This is a genomic window from Desulfoluna sp. HI9BLuna (assembly GCF_056829775.1).
The window spans coordinates 2,080,046-2,097,563 of record NZ_CP186555.1; the positions used below are offsets into that span (position 1 = coordinate 2,080,046).

Here is a 17,518-nt window from a genome sequence, read left to right on the forward strand (position 1 = left end):
AAATCTCCTAAAGCACTTCGGAAAGAGCGTCGGCAAGGGTGGGATGGACAAACCCGTACCCGCTCTGTTCTAGAACGCCGGGCAGGGCTTTAACGCCTTCCAGCAACACCTCCCGCCCCATCTCCCCGAAGGCACCGGTAATAACCGCCGCAGGAAGGGTGGTGAAGGAGCAACGATTCACACTCGATGCAAGGGTCCGGGCAAAGGCCCTATTGGTGACGGGGTGAGGCGCGGTGAGGTTCACCGGGCCTTCCAGGTCAGGAGTCCGCAGGATATGGCCCACGGCCCCCAGGACATCTTCCATGGAAACCCAGCTCATGTACTGATCACCGCGACCAAAGGTCCCCCCCAGCCCGGCCTTGAACACAGGAAGCAGCCGTGCCAGCGCTCCACCGGCAGGGGTCAGCACCACCCCGATGCGCAGGGTGACCAGCCGACCGCCCGGCCGGGTCCAGTTGGCGGCGGCGGCCTCTTCCCACCGCCTGCACACCTCCGAAACAAAGGACCCGCCGCAGGAGGCGGCCTCGGTCACCGCCTCGTCACACCGGTTCCCGTAAAACCCCACGGCCGACGCCGATAGAAAAACCCTCGGGCCGTCTTTGTGCCGGGAGGCGGCCCTGGCCAGAAGGGCGGTGCCATCCAACCGGCTCTTCATGATCCGCTCACGCTTTGCAGGCGTCCATCGGGCGTTTCCGATGTTTTCTCCGGCCAGGTGAATCAGGACATCACAGCCCTTGAATTTTTCGTGTTCCACGGTCCCTGCCACCGGGTCCCAGGCGATCTCATGGGCCCCCGGGGCCCTTCCCCTCACCAGGGGCATCACCCGATGGCCCTGGCTTCTCAACCACGGCACCAGGGCCGAGCCGATGATTCCGCCGGCCCCGGAAACAGCAATGGTGAGGTGGGGCTCCCTTGCAGCGGCAAGGCGTGAAGCAATGTCCCGTGCGGTGACGGCATGGCGATAACGAAACATTCGCGTTAGCTCTCTGTCCGCAAAGGACCCGGCCACGGCGTGGGATAGGGGCGCAAGGGGAAGGCGGTATTGAATCGTATCTGTGAGAAGGCAGCCCCCGTCGTCTTCGTCAAACCGATGGGTATGCTCAAAGGCCGCAAAGGGCCCCCTGACCATGGTGTCGGTGAAGCCCCGATCACGGGAACAGGCGGTATGAACGGAATGCCAGTGAATGGGCAGGGGCCCGAGTTTCAGGGTCAGGGAGGTGGTGGCGCCCTCTTCCAGCCCCCCGCGCCGCCTCAGGTTCCGGTATGCCACCCAGGGCGGGGTCAGGCGCTGAACAACCCCGTCGCCCCCGTGCCAGTCATAAACCTCACGGGCTGAACAGTTCAGTCGAAGCCGCCGTATAAATCGTCGATGCATCCAGGCCCCCATGGGGTTGATGTGTCGGTCTGAAAGCGATGATGAAGGCACGAGGGGCCGGGGCCTTATAGGTGCACACAGGGCCCGGTCATCGGACATGTGCGCCAGAATCGTTCCGTGATCCCGGATTCTTCGTGCCTGTAACCATACCAGAGGCATAGTACAGGACCGGGGAGACACGCAACACAAAACCCCCTTGGCCCGGATGACCATGGAAGAAAAACAAACGGACCGTTGCGTGCCCACAGGCCACTGGCAACGGCCCGTTCTCGGGCGTTCCGGTCAGACGATCCCGAATCGTTCATGGGAAAGCGACCACATCAAAGGCATAAAGTGCGACCATACGTGATGACTTCGGAAAATCGGACAGGTCAAAAAACCAACGTGTCGTTCACGACGTTCTGTTCGATTGCCTCACCCTTCCGGCGGCCGGCCAGCCCCTTCCTCCTTCTCCTCTTCACGCTCCAGGGGCACCTCCACCACGATCTCACACCCCTTCTCTGGAGACGAATAGATGCGAAAGGTTCCCTTCATGAGGCGGGCCCGCTCCTCCATGTTTCGCAGCCCCATGTGTCGCCCGCAGGAGACCCCGCCCTCCAGGGCCTGGGGCATGAAGCCGCTGCCGTTGTCGCGAATGCGAAGGATCAGGTTGGGGTGAGAAAAAACCAGGCGGATGAAGACTTTGTCGGCGTAGGCATGCTTGTAGATATTGGCCAGGGATTCCTGGATGATGCGGAAAAAATTGATTTTCGTGTCGTACTCAAGGAGGGCCTCACGGACCCCTGCCACCCGGAAATCCACCTCCACCCCGTATTTTTCCGAGTAATCCGCTGCGTAGACCTTGATGGTATGCACCAGGCCGAACTGAGCCAGTGACGGCGGCTGCAGATCATAAGCAATGTTGCGGACCGAGTCGATGGAGCCCTTCAGAACCGACACAAAGGCCTGGAGGTCCCCGGGTGGCACCGCCTCTTTCCGGGACGCCATCTCCTGCATCATCCGGGCGGTAATCATCAGGGAGCCCAGGTCCTGGGCCACGTGGTCGTGGAGATCAAAGGCGATGCGTCGCCGCTCATCTTCCAGTCCCTTTTGTACCTGCTTGCGATAGCGCCGCTCCCGTTCGGCCAGCTCTCGCCGCTTGCCCACGTTGTCGATGCTGAGCCCCACCTGGGTGGCCACCCCGATGAGCAGGCTCAAGTCTCCCTGGGTCAGGGCCCGCTTGCCGTGGAGGTTGGCCGCCACCAGCACCCCCGAAATCCGCCCTTCCATGGTCACGGGCACCACCAGAAGGCTCTCCAGGGCCTGGACATCGGGAAAGTCAGGGCCGAACAGCGTGGTCTCGGAAAACCCCTTCACCCCGTTGACCACGATGTTCTCTTTGTTCCAGAGCACCCGGGTCATGGACTCCGTCCGGCAGATGATCCCCCCCTGCTCCTTGAAATGATCCACCTGGGCCGGGGTGTACCCCACCTGGGAGGCCAGCTTCAGCCGCTTGCCGTCATAAAAAAAGAAGGCAATGCGGTCGTAATCCAGGTGCCGGGCCATGACATTGATCACCCCCTGGGCCCCACCCTCCTGGGAGTCGGTCATGGCCGCTTCCTGGCTGATGCTCTTGATCAACAGCGAGTGCCGGTTGCGGATGTTGTCGTCTTCTGCCAGGTCCCCGGCATAATTCCCCTGGGCCTGGATGATGTTCAGCAGCTCCTCTTCCCGCTTGTGATGAGCCACCCCCCCAAGGCCCGCGATCGCGAGAAAAAGAGAACAGCTGAGCAACAGGACAAGGGGTGACGGAAACAGCACCGCCATCCCGATGCCCAGGGGCGCTCCCACCACAAAGGCACGATTTCGCATCCGACGCCACACCACAGAAGGCGCCGCGCTCCAGGTCACCTCAAATCGGCAGGCTTCGCCCCCTTTATGGATGCACTCCGTGTGCTTCACATGGGCAAAGGCATTGGTAAAAAGAAGCCCGACAGCCTCCAGGATTCCCACGCACACATCGCACTGATAGGGTTTGATAGCGGTTCCGGGAGCCGGGCGACAGGTCATCTCCGCCGACTCTTTTCCCGTGAGGTGGGCCGTGGCGTGGACACCGCGGCTCACCTTGCAGTAATTGCGCTCAATGGTGGAAAAAAAGGCGGACGGAGAGACCATGCCCAGAATGAACTGCCGGACCACCCACATCTCTTTGGAGCGGATGATATACCGACCGGCTTCCCTTGCGAACTCCGGGCTGCCGCACATATCCATGAGAGAAAAATAATACTTGTCGCACTGATCCTGGGTAAACCAGTGGCCTGGATCATCGATCTCGTACTTGCGAATTCCGGCGGCTTGATACACCGGTTCCAGGCTCAACAGTGCATACTTCTCCCGGGCGTAGTTGTCACAGAACTTAAGCAGACGACTGTTGTACAACGCCCCGGAGGATGCATTCTTTTTTTTACACACATGCAATGCGCCTGTCATCATCTCTCCAGTGTCCACCCTGAGCCCTTGGCATCACCTTCACCGAGACCCCTGGCGTGTTTATGAAATATCCGGGAGCATCTGCGGCTCCCGGTTCATCCGGCGAATAAATAGGACGCATCTCAAATACTGCCAGAAAAGATAGAGATGAAACTTCTTCCGGAACAGGTACTTCACAAAAAGTGGCTGCAATTCGTCGCAGCTGGAGACCGGCTCCCTGTTGGCACGCAAAAACCGGACGTAGGTGCTGCCCATGAGGGCACGGACGCCCTTGCCGTTCTTTTTGGCTTTGAGCATCTGGTCGTCAATGGAGGGGACCGGACAGGACACGTTGAGGATATCGTTGGGGTCCAAGTGCAGCATGGCGTGGTTCTTGCCGTCCCAGTCCACCAGCTTGGCCGTGGGGTTAAAATGCCCGGTGGCGCGGCAAAAATCGTAATCATCCGACGGGTCCACCTGAACCCAGCGCCCCTCGAGAAAAACAGCGCCATAGACGTGCACGGACTCCGCACTCATAAACTGCCGGAACAACGGAAGCATCACCGGTCCGAAGTAACTTTTCCCCTTGACCCGAAGCACACCGTACCCGGCGGGAAGCCCGGCGGCACGACACATGGCCACAAACAGGTTGGCTGCGTTGGTGCAGGTCCCTTCACGTTCGTACAGGGTCTCGGAAGCCCGCTTGTGCCAGTCCCCCACACGATAGAGAATTTTATCGCGCACCCAATAAAAAATCGCCACGGCTTTTTCCGTGTCGTTTGTGATGGTCGCTGTCACAGCTCGTGCCTGCCGAATCACATCGGGATGATCGTAATCGCAAAACCGGGTCGTCTTGAGATACTCTGCCTGAGGATGAGTCATGTCCGCCTCCGCTTAGGTTTTTGGAATAACGTTGTCAAATCAGACTTACGGCATCAAATAGCTATAGATATTACGAACCAGGGCTGTCGCCTGGATATAATGCATGGCGGCATGGGCCCATGACTGAATCCGGGGACCTTGGCGGTCTGCGGCCCATGTGAGGTAGATCTCAAAGTATTGTTGTGCGTTCAGAAATGCCGTTTGTGTTTTCAAAGCCCCAGGATCCATGACGGTGGGTTCACCCTTGTCAAACAGGCATGGGGGGCTTGGAAAAAGGGGAATACCGGCAGGATTGTGAAGAAAGCAATACAAGGAAAGAAAATCGCACGGGGACACAAAAGCAAGCCAGTGCATCAACGTCAGATGCCTGCTGACAGGTTAACAACCCGTTGTTGCGGGGCATCGTCTCGGTTCTTGATGCCCTTCGCCATGACGATGTCATGGTTCCCAGCCCCAGGCCATTGTCGCGCCAATCCGACATGGAGATGTATTGCGGGATCATTACTATGCAAGGTGTTGACTACTCGACAGGCCGGCACACCCGATCTTATGGTCAAACACTATAGCACAAAGCAATCATAAATGGACATATTTTTACTCACAAAACAGAGTATTTATTCTCTCGCGACACCCGCAGAGTATTTCCCGGCACATCGTATATCGCGGTATCGCAATGGGCGAAAGGCCATCAATCGCCGACGGGCGGGCCCCGCTGTTTTCTCCGGGGGCAATATCTGCTATACGTACGCCTATGAAAGATGACACATCATATCCAGAAGACGGCTTTTCATCCCTGACCCCGGACGTCCTGCTTGGCGCCGTGGAACAGGCCGTGGGCGAGCGCCTCACCGGGCTCACCTCCCCCTTGCCGAGCTACATCAACCGGGTCTATGAGCTGTTGGCGTTTTCTGGCAAGCGCTATGTGGTGAAGTTTTACCGCCCCGGCCGCTGGAAAAAAGAGGCCATCGAAGATGAGCATCGCTTCATGATGGACTGCGTGGCAAACGAGATTCCTGTGGTCCCCCCCCTTGCCCTTTCCGACGGGTGCACCCTGGGCGAGGTGAACGGCATCCTCTTTGCCGTCTTTGACAAGCGCTCCGGCAGGGAGATGGAACTCAACACCGACGAAGACTGGCGCAGGGTCGGCACCCTCCTGGGCAGGGTCCACATGACGGGGTCAGCCGGTTCAAGCCCCCACCGGGTCCACCTTCACCCGGAAAAATCCCTGAAAAACGACATCGACTGGCTCCTCTCCGGCCGGGACATCCCGCCCCACATGACCCCGGAGGTCCGAACGGTGCTGGAATCGGTCCACGACGAAGCACGCCGGGCTTTTGATGCGGTACCGGACGCGGACACCATTCGCCTCCACGGGGACTGCCACCTCAAAAACTTCCTGTCCCGGGACCACGAAGGGCTGCTCATCATCGACTTCGACGACATGGCCACGGGCCCGGCTGTCCAGGACATCTGGCTGCTCCTGCCCGACCGGGTGGCAAAATGCCGCCGAGAGTTCAACCTCCTGCTTGATGGCTACGAGCAGTTCCGGGAATTCGACGACCGCACCCTGCGCCTCGTGGAGCCCCTGCGCGCCATGCGCATGATCTACTTTCTGGCCTGGTGCAGCCGCCAGAGGCAGGACTACCGCTTCAAGACCCTCTTTCCCGACTGGGGCACCGAAAACTTCTGGCGGGCTGAAATGAACGACCTCACCCGGCAACTTGAGCACATGGGGGAATCAGAACCTTCGGGTAACATGTAAAGGGCGCACAACAAACCGTCTATCGCACCATCAGGGTTCCCACCGCCATTTCCGCCACCTCCATGAAAAACTGGGGAAAAATCCCCACCAGGAGGATGGCGGCCATGAGGCCGATGCCGAGAAGCGAGGCGGGCTTGCCCACGGGAAGGGTTTCGCCCGGGTCCTCTGCCGGGGAGTAGGCAGCGCGCACCAGCTTCAGATAGTAAAAAGCGGAAATCCCGGCGTTGATCACGGTGATGATCACCAGAGCGTAAAGGGATTTTTGAATGGCGGCGGTGAAGATGAACAGCTTGCCGAAAAAACCCACCGTGGGCGGAATCCCGGCCATGCCAAAGGCCCCCACGGCCAGGACCAGGGCCAGCATGGGAGAACGCCGATACAACCCGGTCAGGGAGTCCATGGTCACATTTTCCCCTTCCTGCCCCACATGGTACACCACGTAAAAACAGGCCAGGTTCATCATCATGTACCCGGCGATGTAGTAGACCGCCGTGGCAAACCCCAGAAGGTTCACACAGAGAAGGGCCACCATCACGTACCCGGCGTGGGCAATGCTGGAGTAAGCCAGAAGACGCTTCACGTCCTCCTGCACCAGGGCCGACAGGTTGCCCAGCACCATGGAAAAAACCGCAAAAGAGGCCAGTATCCAGTTGAAATCCCCAAGCTCGGTCCCGGCGGCAAGGGAGATGAACCGGATGAGAAGGGCCACGGCCCCTGCCTTGGGAATGGTGGCCACAAACCCGGCGGTCTCGTTGGCCGCCCCCTGATAGACATCCGGCGCCCAGAAATGCATGGGAAACAGGGCCAGCTTGAAGAAAAACCCGGCCAGCATCATCACCAGCCCCACAATGAGCATGGGGCTTGCCCCAAGCAGGCCCGGGACCACGGCCCCCAGCTCGGCAAGGTACGTGGTGTGGGCGATGCCGAAAACATAGCTCATGCCGAACAGAGAAATGCCGCTGGCAATGGCCCCGAACAGCACATACTTGATCCCAGCCTCCATCTGCTCCCGATGCCTGGCCCCTGCCTTTCGAAAAGGAATGATCACATACAGGGCAAAGGAGGAGACCTCCAGGCTGATGAAGATGGTGATGAGCTCCACGGCGCTGGAGAGAAACACCAGCCCTGCCGCGCTCACCGTCACAAAAAGAAAGTACTCGGGCCGCAGCTTCTCCTCAATGCCCTTGAGCCCCTCCCCCATGACCAGCACCACAAACAGCCCCATGGTAATGACGATCTTGAAGAGCTGGGAAAAGGCGTCCACCTGATACGCCCCGAAAAACAGGTCCCCCTCCTGGCCCCAGGACGCCACCGCGCACACCACCACCGTGGCCCCCATGACAAGGGACGCCCCGTACACACGCTTCACATTCCAGGAGGCAAGGCTCGCGAAAAAAAGCACCAGCGCCATGGCCATCAACGCACACTCAGGCAGAAAAATCAGCATGTTCATCCCATCCCCAATTCAGCTTATGCCTCCGGCGGCCCTGCCGGGGGCCAAACTTTTGAAAAGTTTGACAAACAGGTTTTCAAGAACGATTTCGGCTCACTCGAATGTCATTGTCTACCAATCGATTTAGCCTGACGAGTAACCGGAAAGTTTTTGCGGAGCTTTTTTCAAAAAGCGACCCGCCGGAGGCAGGCTTTTGTGTTAATCCTTACGGCTGCGTCCTGTCCGTGCGAAGCCCCGGTTCCAGTGAAGAGTGCAAGGTGCCATGGGGGAGCTCACGTGCCTCCTCCACCTGCTGGAGCAGGTGGGCGAGGCTGGGCTCCATGACGCGGATCAGGGGCTTGGGATTCAGGCCGATCCAGAAGACAAAGACCAGCAAAAAGCCCAGGGTCACGATTTCGCGCAGGTTCAGGTCCCAGAGTGTGTGCCCCTTGCCGTCATCAGCGTGGGCGTGCCCGTCGGAGTCGGCCCAGACCATGGCCTGCACAAGGCGCAGCATGTAAGCCGCGGCCAGGATGGCCCCCAAAATGGCGATGAGCCCCACGGTGGTGCTCACCTTAAAGGCCGAGACGAGCACGAGAAACTCCCCCACAAAGCTGTTGGTCCCCGGAAACCCGAAGGAGGCCAGAGAAAAGACGACCAGGTAGGAGACATAGGCGGGCATCAGCATGCCCAGGGCCTTGTTCTCCTCGATCTCCCGGCTGTGGGTGCGCTCGTAGATAATCCCCACCAGGATAAAGAGAGCGCCGGTGACAATGCCGTGGTTGACCATCTGGAGCATGGCCCCCTGGAGCCCCCCTGTGGTCAACAGAAAAATCCCCAGGGTCACAAACCCCATGTGCCCCACGCTGGAATAGGCGATCAGTTTTTTCACGTCGCTCTGGCCCAGGGCCAGGTAGCCCCCGGCCACAATGGAGATCAGGGAAAGCCCGATGAGCCAGGGCACAAAATAAAGGGTGGCCGCAGGTGTCATGGGCAGGCAGAACCGCAAAAAACCGTAGCCCCCCATCTTCAACAGGATACTGGCCAGGATAACGGAGCCGGCCACCGGGGCCTCCACGTGGGCCGCCGGAAGCCAGGTGTGCAATGGAAACATGGGTATCTTGATGGCAAAGGCCAGGGTAAAGGCCAGAAAGAGCCACACCTGAAAGCCAAAGGGAAAGCCCACGTCCATCAAAGCCGGAATGAAAAAGGTCCCGCACCGGATGTAGAGCACCGCAATGGAGACCAGCAGAAAAACACTGCCCAAAAGGGTGTAGAGAAAAAACTTGATGGAGGCATAGTCCCGACGCTCCCCGCCCCAGACAGCGATGAGCAGGTACATGGGCACCAGCATCGCCTCCCAGAAGATAAAAAAGAGGACCAGGTTCAGACTCACGAAGACCCCGATCATGGAAGCCTCCATGAGAAGCAGCACACAGATGAACTCCTTGTGGCGCTCCGTGATGTACGTCCAGGAACAGAGAACGCATAAAGGCATGATAAGGCTCGTCAACAGCACCAGAAGAACACTGATGCCGTCCACCCCCACCACGTAACTCAGGTCAAGGAAGGGAAACCAATGGGCCACCTCGGCAAACTGGTACAGGGCCGTGCCGTGCTGAAAGGACGTGTACAAAGGCAACGAAAGCACCGCCGTGGTCGTGGTCACCACAAGCCCCCATGCCTTCAAAACCTTCTCCCCCTGAAGGAAAAAGGTCACCAGCCCCCCCACAAGCGGCAACAACACAAGGATCGATAAAACAGGATAGCCCAACGTGTTTGCAATCAGATAGGTGTCCATACGTCCCCAATGTCAGTAAAACGAGAAAGAAATGAGCCTTCTATGATTAAAGAAAAAACCTGCCTCCGGCGACGAGGTGAGCCACCTCGAAAGCTTATTGCCATTGCGCTTTTGCCCTTCGTTCCTCAGGGCAAAGCGCAATGGCCTTCGGCTCGGGCTGCGCCCGTAAGGAAGTCGGTCGGTTTAGGTGCAGACTTTCGAATTCCATCGCTAAAAAAACACACATCCTCATTTTTACAATTCATTGACCATACCAACAGCATGTACCTGCCAGTAATCATGCACCCTGTACTTGCCACGGGCGAAGCCCGTCAGGGAATGTGATGGACCTGAGGAACGAAGGTACAGAGCATTCCCGTACCTTGGGGTCCGGGGGATTTATCCCCTGGCCGCCGGAGGCCCCCCCTGCGATTACACAAAAAAGACGACAGCAGCCAGGATCACGAAGATGGCGGCCACGGCGCTGCCGATGTATTGCTGGACCTGACCGGTCTGGACCTGCCGGAGTTTGTTGCCGCCTTCCACCACCTGCCGTGCGGACCCGTCGATGGTAAAATCGATCCCCTCTTTATCGAACCAGGTAAAGGCCCTGGCCAGGACCATGGAAAGGGGGGTGCCAATGGTGCGGTAGACATTGTCCATCCATTCGTTGAAGGCGTGGATGGGTTTTGACGCCACCCACATAAACACACGGGCCCCTTTTCGGTAGAACCAGTCGAGGTCCAGGCTCATGTGGTCTTCGGGAGTCAGTTTCTTCACCATGAGGTAGAAACCTAAGCCTGTGAAACTTAAAATCTGAAACGTCTCGGAAAGATGATAGGCGCTGTAGGGATGGTAGCCCACGCCAAAGGGAAGCATCTGGTAGAGCCAGCGCGTGCCGGGCCCGAAGCCCAGGAAGAAGCAAAAAAAGGCAGCGACGGCCATGGCCAGGTTCATGTTCCAGGGGGCCTCGCGCCCCTCCACGCCGGAATCTTTGCCGAACCATATATAGTAGGGCAGCTTGATGCCCACGGACAGGAAGGTCCCCACCGAGGCCAGGGTGAGCATCACCAGCAACACGGGCCGATGGTCAGCCCCTGCCCCTGCGATGATCATGGATTTGCTCACAAACCCGCTGGTCAGGGGAAAGCCCGAGATGGAGATGCCACCGATGACCGTGAAAACCATGGCCCAGGGCATATGCTTCCACAGCCCGCCCAGGTCGCTCAGCTTGGATTTTCCGGTCATCTCCAGGACAGCTCCCACGCCCATGAAGAGAAGGGCCTTGTAGAGGATGTGGGCGTAGGCGTGGGCACAGGCGCCATTGATGCTCATGGCGGTTCCGATGCCGATGCCGCATACCATGTATCCCACCTGGCTGACGATGTGATACGCGAGGATCCGCCTGGCGTCGTTTTCGATGACCGCGTAGGCAACGCCGTAGAGGGTCATGATGGCCCCCAGGATGGCCAGGGCCTCGAATCCGGGGAAAGCGCGGGCCAGGACATAGACGGCTGTCTTGGTGGTAAAGGCGCACATAAAGACGGCCCCTGCCACGGTGGCCTCGGGGTAGGCATCGGGGAGCCAGGCGTGGATGGGGGGCACGGCAGCGTTCAGCATAAACCCGATCATAATGAGGTAATCGGCCAGGGTGGCGCCGTCCCGGGCGATCTGCTCAAAGGCCAGCCCTTCGAGGCCCACGTTCTGGTAGCGCAGAAAGATGCCCGCCAGAAGCACTAGCCCCCCTGCGGTGTGCACCAGCAGGTACCGAAATCCTGCCTCAACGGATTTTTTCTTCTTTCGGTACCAGACAAGGAAGGTGGAGGCAAAGGCCATGAGTTCCCAGAAAGCGAACAGGGTGAGGTAATCCCCGCAAAGGGTCACCCCAATGGAGCCGGCCACGTAGAGAAAGGCAGCGGTGTGGTGGCCGCTCTCTTTGACGTGAAGGCTGTAAAAGCCCCCGATAAGGGCCATAAGGGTGAAGACATTCAAAAAGACAAAGGTCAGCTTGTCCACCCGTCCGAAGACAAGGTCAAACCCCATCCAGGTCACGGTGCCGAAGCTCTCCGGAAGCTGGTAGATCAGCACGATGGAAAGAGCGGGAACTCCCACCAGCGCCAGCTTCATGAGCACGGGGTGGATCCGCTTTAACAGGGGCATGGACACCGCTGCCAGGAAAAACCAGGTGGTGGGGTGCATGAACAGCTCATGACTTGTCATAGTAGTCCTCATCCTGCATCAGCCAAAGGTGATAGATCCCCTTGCAGACAAACGCCATCCCAAGGCAGCCCAAAAACCCGAAGGCCGACCAGAACCCGATGACGTTGTCCCCGAAAAAATGGGGGTCGTGCCGGGAAATCGTGACGTCAAAAAGAACGGTAAAGCCCAGCCAGAGGAAAAAGAGCCAGGTAAGAAGCCCGGACCGGTTTCGTAAAAAGCCTATGAATTTGACCATCACAACCCCGCTGTCGCCTGAGTCAGCCCGGTGAAAAAGCCCACATCAAGCACCGAGATGAGTTTGAAAAAAAGATCCGGATAGAGCCCGAACAGCACCGAAAAAATAGCGGTGACCGTCAAGGGCACCACCATGAAACGGGCCAGGGGCGTCTGCTCCAGGCTTCCTGTCTTGCCCTGGTCTTCAGGAAGGGGCGCGCCGTAAAAGGCCTTGATCACCACCGGCACGAAATATCCCGCATTAAGAAGGCTGCTCACCAGAAGCACGGTGAGCAGAATGCCGTTGTGGATCTCCATGGTGCCCAGGGCAAGGTACCACTTGCTCACAAACCCGCTCACCGGCGGCACCCCGATCATGGAAAGGGAAGCCAGGGCAAAGGCCCCCATGGTCCAGGGCATGCGGTACCCCAGCCCGCCCATCTCCCGGATATCGCTCTTGCCCGAGACCACAAAGATGGCCCCGGCGCAGAAGAAGAGCGTGATCTTGGAAAAGGCGTGGTTGGTGATGTGCACGATGCCCCCGGTGACTCCCGTGGGGGTCAGAAGGGCCACCCCCAACAGGATGTAGGAGAGCTGGCTCACCGTGGAGTAGGCAAGACGGGCCTTGAGGTTGGTTTTCGTCAGGGCGATGACCGAGGCGCAGAGGATGGTAAAGCTGACGAAGTAAGCGGTGAAAAGCCCCAGCCCCGTGCTGTGGAGAAGGTTTACCCCGTAAACCGAAAGCATCACCCGGGCCGTGGAAAAGACCCCGACCTTTACCACCACCACCGCGTGGAGCAGGGCCGACACCGGGGTGGGTGCCACCATGGCCGAGGGCAGCCAGTTGTGAAAGGGCATGACCCCGGACTTGGCAAACCCGAAGAGAAAGAGAAGGAAACTCGACACCACCAAAACCTTGCCGGTGCCCGCCGGGAAAATCCCGTCCATGATGCCGGAGCCGAAATCCAGGGTCCCTGCCGTGAGGTACACCAGGGCCATGCCCGTCAGGAGAAAGGCCTTGGAGGTAAAAAAGAGGTAGATGAGGTACTTCCTCCCCCCTTCGTAGCCCTCTGCGTCCTGATGGTGCATCACCAGAGGATAGGTGACCACCGAAACGATCTCGTAAAAGAGGTAGAGAGTAAACAGGTTCCCGGCAAAGGCCGCGCCCATGGCCGCTCCCACCGCCGCCGCATAGCAAACGTAAAACCGTGTCTGGGCGTGTTCCTCAAGGCCCCGCATGTACCCCACGCAGTAAAAGGCCGCAAGGATCCAGAGAAACGAGGAGGTGCCCGCAAAGATGAGCCCCAGGCCGTCGAGCTTCAAGGTCACTCCCACCCCGGGCAGAATCTCCGCATAGGTATAGGAGAGGACCTCCCCTCCCAATACCCTGGGCGCCAGGTTCACCACCGAGGCAAAGGTCAGCACCGCCCCCACCACAGACCACGCCTCGCGGAGGTTGGGCCGCCTGCCCGAGATCATCACCAGAAAAGCCGCCACCATGGGAATGACAGCGGTGAGTATCAACATGCCGGGAGTCGTCTCAATCATCTCTATCAGCCTTGTGAGGGTCACTGTTTGGGTTAGAAAAAGCGTAACTATTCAGATTAAAAAAGCCTCCGGCGGCAAGGTGGGGACACCTTGAAACCCTGAGGCGAATGCATGGAGGCAGCCATTCTACCTGCGTTATCGGGGCATTCGCGTGATGTGTGACATTTGGCAACTGTCTTTGCAGAGAAGCTCATTTCATTCTTCTAAAAACACGCTGAAATGGTCAAGTAGCGACAACGTATCGAGTTGGGTCGAACCTTGTGTGCCAGATCGCACACACCTTCAGCGGTTGTGTCGGGCGAAGCCCGAGTCGAAGGCCCTTGCGCTTTGCCCTGAGGAACGAAGGGTAAAGCGCAAGGGCAACCAGCTTTCGAGGTGGCTCACCTCGCCGCCGGAGGCTTGCTTTTGCTCCCGACTTTAGCCATAGAAGGCAGGCTTTTTGAAACGCCTTTCACCACAGACCTTTTTTAGCCACTACCCTTTCAAGTCGGTCACGTCCCTGGGGTCGCCGGAGGAGAACTTTCTGTAGACCGCCAGGATAAAGCTGATGGCGATGGCGGCTTCGGCGGCGGCGATGCCCATGATAAAGAGGGTAAAGATCTGGCCCACGGCGGGGTCCGGGGCCAGGAATTTATTGAAGGCCATAAAGTTGAGGCCTGCGCCGTTCAGGACCAGTTCCGTTGAGATCAGCATACCGATGAAGGTCTTGTGGCGGATCATGCCGTAGATGCCCATCATCAGGAGAAAAAGGGCCAGGATCAGATAGGTGTCCAGAGTGGCGTGAAAGCTCATGGGTTCACCTCCTCGCGCCCGCCCCGGGCCAGGATAATGGCCCCCACGATGGCCACAAGAAGCACCACGGAGATCATCTCAAAGGCAAGGCACCAGGTGAGAAGAAGGCCTTTGCCCACGAGCTCGATGGATAAATCCCCCAGGCGTTCAGGAGCCGGGACCCAGTCGGTTTGACCGATGACCATGACCATGAGGAAGAAGGCAGCGGCCCCGGAGGCCACAAGGCCCAGGAAGGCATAGCGGCCCATGGGCACCTTTTCCGCCACCTCGTTGGGGGTATAGCCCACCATGATGCCGAAAACGAGCACCACGCAAATGGCCCCCACGTAAATGAGCACCTGCATAAGGGTGAGAAAGGGGCTCCCCAGGTAGAGGTAGAGGCCGGCCACACCGAGCAGGGAGACGGCCAATCCTAAAACGGCGTGCATGAGCACCCCGGCCCGCACGGCCAGTAAGGCCCCTGCCATGGTCAGCACGAGAAAGCCAAAGAATAAGAGATCCATCAACACGTTCATTCCCGCTCCTTTACGCGTTTCAGGAGGTCATAGAAGAACTCCTCCCGGGAGAAGCCCGCCAGTTCGTATTCACTGGAAAAATCGATGGCCCGGGGTTTGCAGGATTCCACGCAGAGGCCGCAGAGGCTGCACTTGGTAAAATCCAGGGTAAACAGGGTCAGCACCTTGCCCTTGACACCCTCCTGCTTCTCCCCTTCCACGGTGATACACTGGCAGGGGCAGATCTTCATGCAGGAGAGGCAGACAATGCACCGGTGGGTCCCTGTGGTCTCGTCCTTTACCAGGTCGATGTGGCCCCTGACCGACGGGGTCACGTCGATCTTCTCCCGGGGGTACTGCACCGTCACCACGGGAGAGACCATGGCTTTGAAGGTGACCCCCAGGCCCACCAGCAGGCTCTTGCTTCCGGTTATCAGATCGCTGAAGTATCCACTCATAGCAACGCCACCACCAACGCGGTTAAAAGAAGGTTCACCAGGGAAAAGGGGATCAGGTATTTCCAGGCAAGGTTCATGAGCTGATCGAACCGCACCCTCGGATAGGTCCAGCGGACCCAGATCATGGTAAGCATCAGGAGAAACACCTTCAGAAGAAACCAGAGGGCCCCTAAGTACTCCCCGCTGAAGGGGCCGTGCCACCCGCCGAAAAAGAGCACCGTGGCCACGGCGCAGACGATAAACATGTTGCCGTACTCGGCGATCATGAACAGGGAGAACCCGAACCCGCTGTACTCGGTGTGGTACCCGGCGGTGAGTTCGCTTTCCGCCTCGGGCAGGTCAAAGGGAGCCCGGTTGGTCTCGGCCGTGGCCGAGATCAGGTAGATAAGGCAGGCCACGGGTTGAACCAGGACGAACCACACCTTCCCCTGGGCGGCCACGATGCCCTGCATGCTGAAGGTATTGGTGATGAGCACCACCGAGAGCAGGGACAAAAGGATGGGGATCTCGTAGGCGATGTTCTGGGAGACCGAGCGTACCGATCCGAAAAGGGAGTACTTATTGTTGGAGGCCCACCCCGCAACAAAAATGGAGAGCACGTTGATGGAGGAGACCGCCAGCACGAAGATGAGCCCCAGGTTGATGTCCCGCCCCACCAGGCCTTTGGAGAAGGGCATCACCAGGAAGGGAAGCACCACCGGGGTAAAGGAGAGCAGAGGCGCCACGCGAAAAACAGTGCGATCGGCGTCCCTGGGGACGATAAGCTGCTTGGCGATGATCTTGATGCCGTCGATGACCATCTGGAGCCAGCCCTGGACGCCCACTTCCATGGGTCCCCAGCGCCGCTGGATTCTGGCCGCAACCTTGCGCTCCAGGTAGCCCATGACCAGTGCGTTGATAAACACCAGGGAGATGAGCATCACAAAAGCGATCACCAGCCGCATCATGTCGCCGAAAGAAAAGTGTATCGTGTCCATAATCACCTGTCGATTTCCGGGATCACAAGGTCCAGGCTCCCCATGGCCGTCACCAGGTCCGAGAGGAGCATCCCTTTGCAGAGTTCGGGCAGGGGGCTCAGGTTGCTGTAAGAGGGCACCCTCACCTTGAGGCGATAGGGGGTGTCGCTGCCGTCCCCTACCAGATAGTACGAGAGGGAGCCGCGGGCCGCCTCCACGGTAAAGTTGCAGGCCCCGGCGGGCAGCTTCAGTTTTTTGGTCTTCTCCATGACGGGCCCTTCGGGCAGCCCGTCCAGGGCCTGTTCGATGATGCGCAGGCTCTGCTCGATCTCCCGGATCCGGACGATGTACCGGTCGAACGAGTCGCCGTTTTCACCCACGGGGACCTCAAAGTCAAAGCGATCGTAGATGGAGTAAGGCTCGCTCTTGCGCACGTCGTAGGCAATGCCCGAGCCTCGGAGCACGGGCCCTGTCACCCCGTATCGCGCGGCCATGTCCCGGTCGATGACGCCGATGCCCTTGGTGCGCCGCAAAAAGATGATGTTGTCGGTGACCAGGTCCCGGTACATGGGGAGCCGTGATCGCATGCGGTCTATGAAGCTGCGGGTCCTTCGGATAAAGGTGTCGTCGATGTCTTTTGTCACCCCACCCACACGGAGGTAACAGTAGGTCAGGCGCGAGCCCGTGGTCTCCTCCAGGATATCGAGGATCTTTTCGCGATCGTCAAAGGCGTAGAGGATGGGGGTAAAGGCCCCCAGGTCCAGAACGTAGGCCCCAATGCCCACCAGGTGGCTGGCGATGCGGTTAAGCTCTGAGGTGATTACCCGCACGTACTCGGCCCGCTCCGGGACTGAAACCTTGCACACACGCTCCAGAAGCCCCACATAGCCGTGGTTGAAGAGAATCGCCCCCAGGTAATCCATGCGCCCGGTGTTGGGATAAAAGCCGTTGTAGGGCCGGCCTTCGGCCATCTTTTCATGCATGCGGTGCCCGTAGCCCAACACCGGATCCAAGGCCATGGCGTATTCGCCGTCCATCTCCAGCACCACGCGCAGGACCCCGTGGGTGCTGGGGTGCTGTGGACCCATGTTGAGCAGGAACCGGTGCCTTGGACCGGCGATTTTTTCGAGCTTGGTTACCATGGCTGCTCCGTGTTGG

General features: G+C 58.8%; 15 protein-coding genes. 2 read left to right on the top strand and 13 right to left on the bottom strand.

Annotation, left to right across the window (positions count from 1 at the left end):
- Window positions 1-7: 7 nt before the first annotated feature.
- The 3 genes from ACOYW0_RS08355 to ACOYW0_RS08365 all read right to left on the bottom strand — a co-directional run bounded on the left by ACOYW0_RS08355 (window position 8) and on the right by ACOYW0_RS08365 (window position 4,705).
- Window positions 8-1,375: a TIGR01777 family oxidoreductase gene (locus ACOYW0_RS08355; RefSeq protein ID WP_482418070.1), complete on the bottom strand. Its 1,368-nt coding sequence runs from the start codon at window positions 1,373-1,375 to the stop codon at window positions 8-10.
- Between the two features lie 414 nt (window positions 1,376-1,789).
- Window positions 1,790-3,826: an ATP-binding protein gene (locus tag ACOYW0_RS08360; protein ID WP_482418071.1), complete on the bottom strand. Its 2,037-nt coding sequence runs from the start codon at window positions 3,824-3,826 to the stop codon at window positions 1,790-1,792.
- A gap of 78 nt (window positions 3,827-3,904) precedes the next feature.
- Window positions 3,905-4,705 carry a transglutaminase-like domain-containing protein gene (locus ACOYW0_RS08365; RefSeq protein WP_482418072.1) on the bottom strand — a complete coding sequence of 267 codons (801 nt, stop codon included), beginning with the start codon at window positions 4,703-4,705 and terminating at the stop codon, window positions 3,905-3,907.
- Between the two features lie 751 nt (window positions 4,706-5,456).
- On the opposite strand from ACOYW0_RS08365, the gene ACOYW0_RS08370 reads away from it, so the two are divergent.
- On the top strand, window positions 5,457-6,467 hold the full coding sequence (locus ACOYW0_RS08370; RefSeq protein ID WP_482418073.1) for a serine/threonine protein kinase: 1,011 nt from the start codon (window positions 5,457-5,459) through the stop codon (window positions 6,465-6,467).
- A 19-nt stretch (window positions 6,468-6,486) separates the two neighbouring features.
- Here ACOYW0_RS08370 and ACOYW0_RS08375 read toward each other — a convergent pair whose 3' ends face one another.
- Both ACOYW0_RS08375 and ACOYW0_RS08380 read right to left on the bottom strand, forming a co-directional pair.
- A complete protein-coding gene (locus ACOYW0_RS08375; RefSeq protein ID WP_482418074.1) occupies window positions 6,487-7,914 on the bottom strand; it encodes an NADH-quinone oxidoreductase subunit N in 1,428 nt (475 codons plus the stop codon).
- Window positions 7,915-8,125: 211 nt separating this feature from the next.
- Complete coding sequence (locus ACOYW0_RS08380) at window positions 8,126-9,700, bottom strand: complex I subunit 4 family protein (protein WP_482418075.1); 1,575 nt, start codon at window positions 9,698-9,700, stop codon at window positions 8,126-8,128.
- Window positions 9,701-9,742: 42 nt separating this feature from the next.
- On the opposite strand from ACOYW0_RS08380, the gene ACOYW0_RS08385 reads away from it, so the two are divergent.
- Complete coding sequence (locus tag ACOYW0_RS08385; RefSeq protein ID WP_482418076.1) at window positions 9,743-10,024, top strand: hypothetical protein; 282 nt, start codon at window positions 9,743-9,745, stop codon at window positions 10,022-10,024.
- A gap of 87 nt (window positions 10,025-10,111) precedes the next feature.
- On the opposite strand, the gene ACOYW0_RS08390 is transcribed toward ACOYW0_RS08385, so the two are convergent.
- From ACOYW0_RS08390 to ACOYW0_RS08425, 8 genes are all read right to left on the bottom strand, one after another.
- Entirely contained in the window at window positions 10,112-11,899 is a 1,788-nt protein-coding gene (locus tag ACOYW0_RS08390) for a Na(+)/H(+) antiporter subunit D (RefSeq protein ID WP_482418077.1), read from the bottom strand.
- Window positions 11,886-12,134 carry a hypothetical protein gene (locus ACOYW0_RS08395; protein ID WP_482418078.1) on the bottom strand — a complete coding sequence of 83 codons (249 nt, stop codon included), beginning with the start codon at window positions 12,132-12,134 and terminating at the stop codon, window positions 11,886-11,888. The genes ACOYW0_RS08390 and ACOYW0_RS08395 overlap by 14 nt, the downstream gene beginning before the upstream one ends.
- Window positions 12,134-13,660 carry a monovalent cation/H+ antiporter subunit D family protein gene (locus tag ACOYW0_RS08400; protein WP_482418079.1) on the bottom strand — a complete coding sequence of 509 codons (1,527 nt, stop codon included), beginning with the start codon at window positions 13,658-13,660 and terminating at the stop codon, window positions 12,134-12,136. Before ACOYW0_RS08400 ends, ACOYW0_RS08395 begins: the two co-directional genes overlap by 1 nt.
- 474 nt (window positions 13,661-14,134) lie before the next feature.
- Window positions 14,135-14,452: an NADH-quinone oxidoreductase subunit NuoK gene (gene nuoK / locus ACOYW0_RS08405; RefSeq protein WP_482418080.1), complete on the bottom strand. Its 318-nt coding sequence runs from the start codon at window positions 14,450-14,452 to the stop codon at window positions 14,135-14,137.
- Window positions 14,449-14,967 carry an NADH-quinone oxidoreductase subunit J family protein gene (locus ACOYW0_RS08410; RefSeq protein WP_482418081.1) on the bottom strand — a complete coding sequence of 173 codons (519 nt, stop codon included), beginning with the start codon at window positions 14,965-14,967 and terminating at the stop codon, window positions 14,449-14,451. The genes nuoK and ACOYW0_RS08410 overlap by 4 nt, the downstream gene beginning before the upstream one ends.
- Window positions 14,964-15,404, bottom strand: coding sequence for a NuoI/complex I 23 kDa subunit family protein (locus ACOYW0_RS08415; protein WP_482418082.1), 441 nt, complete (start codon window positions 15,402-15,404; stop codon window positions 14,964-14,966). The genes ACOYW0_RS08410 and ACOYW0_RS08415 overlap by 4 nt, the downstream gene beginning before the upstream one ends.
- The gene (gene nuoH, locus ACOYW0_RS08420; RefSeq protein WP_482418083.1) at window positions 15,401-16,381 is read right to left on the bottom strand and encodes an NADH-quinone oxidoreductase subunit NuoH; all 981 of its coding nucleotides are present in this window, start codon (window positions 16,379-16,381) and stop codon (window positions 15,401-15,403) included. Before nuoH ends, ACOYW0_RS08415 begins: the two co-directional genes overlap by 4 nt.
- 2 nt (window positions 16,382-16,383) lie before the next feature.
- Window positions 16,384-17,502: an NADH-quinone oxidoreductase subunit D gene (locus ACOYW0_RS08425; protein ID WP_482418084.1), complete on the bottom strand. Its 1,119-nt coding sequence runs from the start codon at window positions 17,500-17,502 to the stop codon at window positions 16,384-16,386.
- Between the last annotated feature and the right edge of the window lie 16 nt (window positions 17,503-17,518).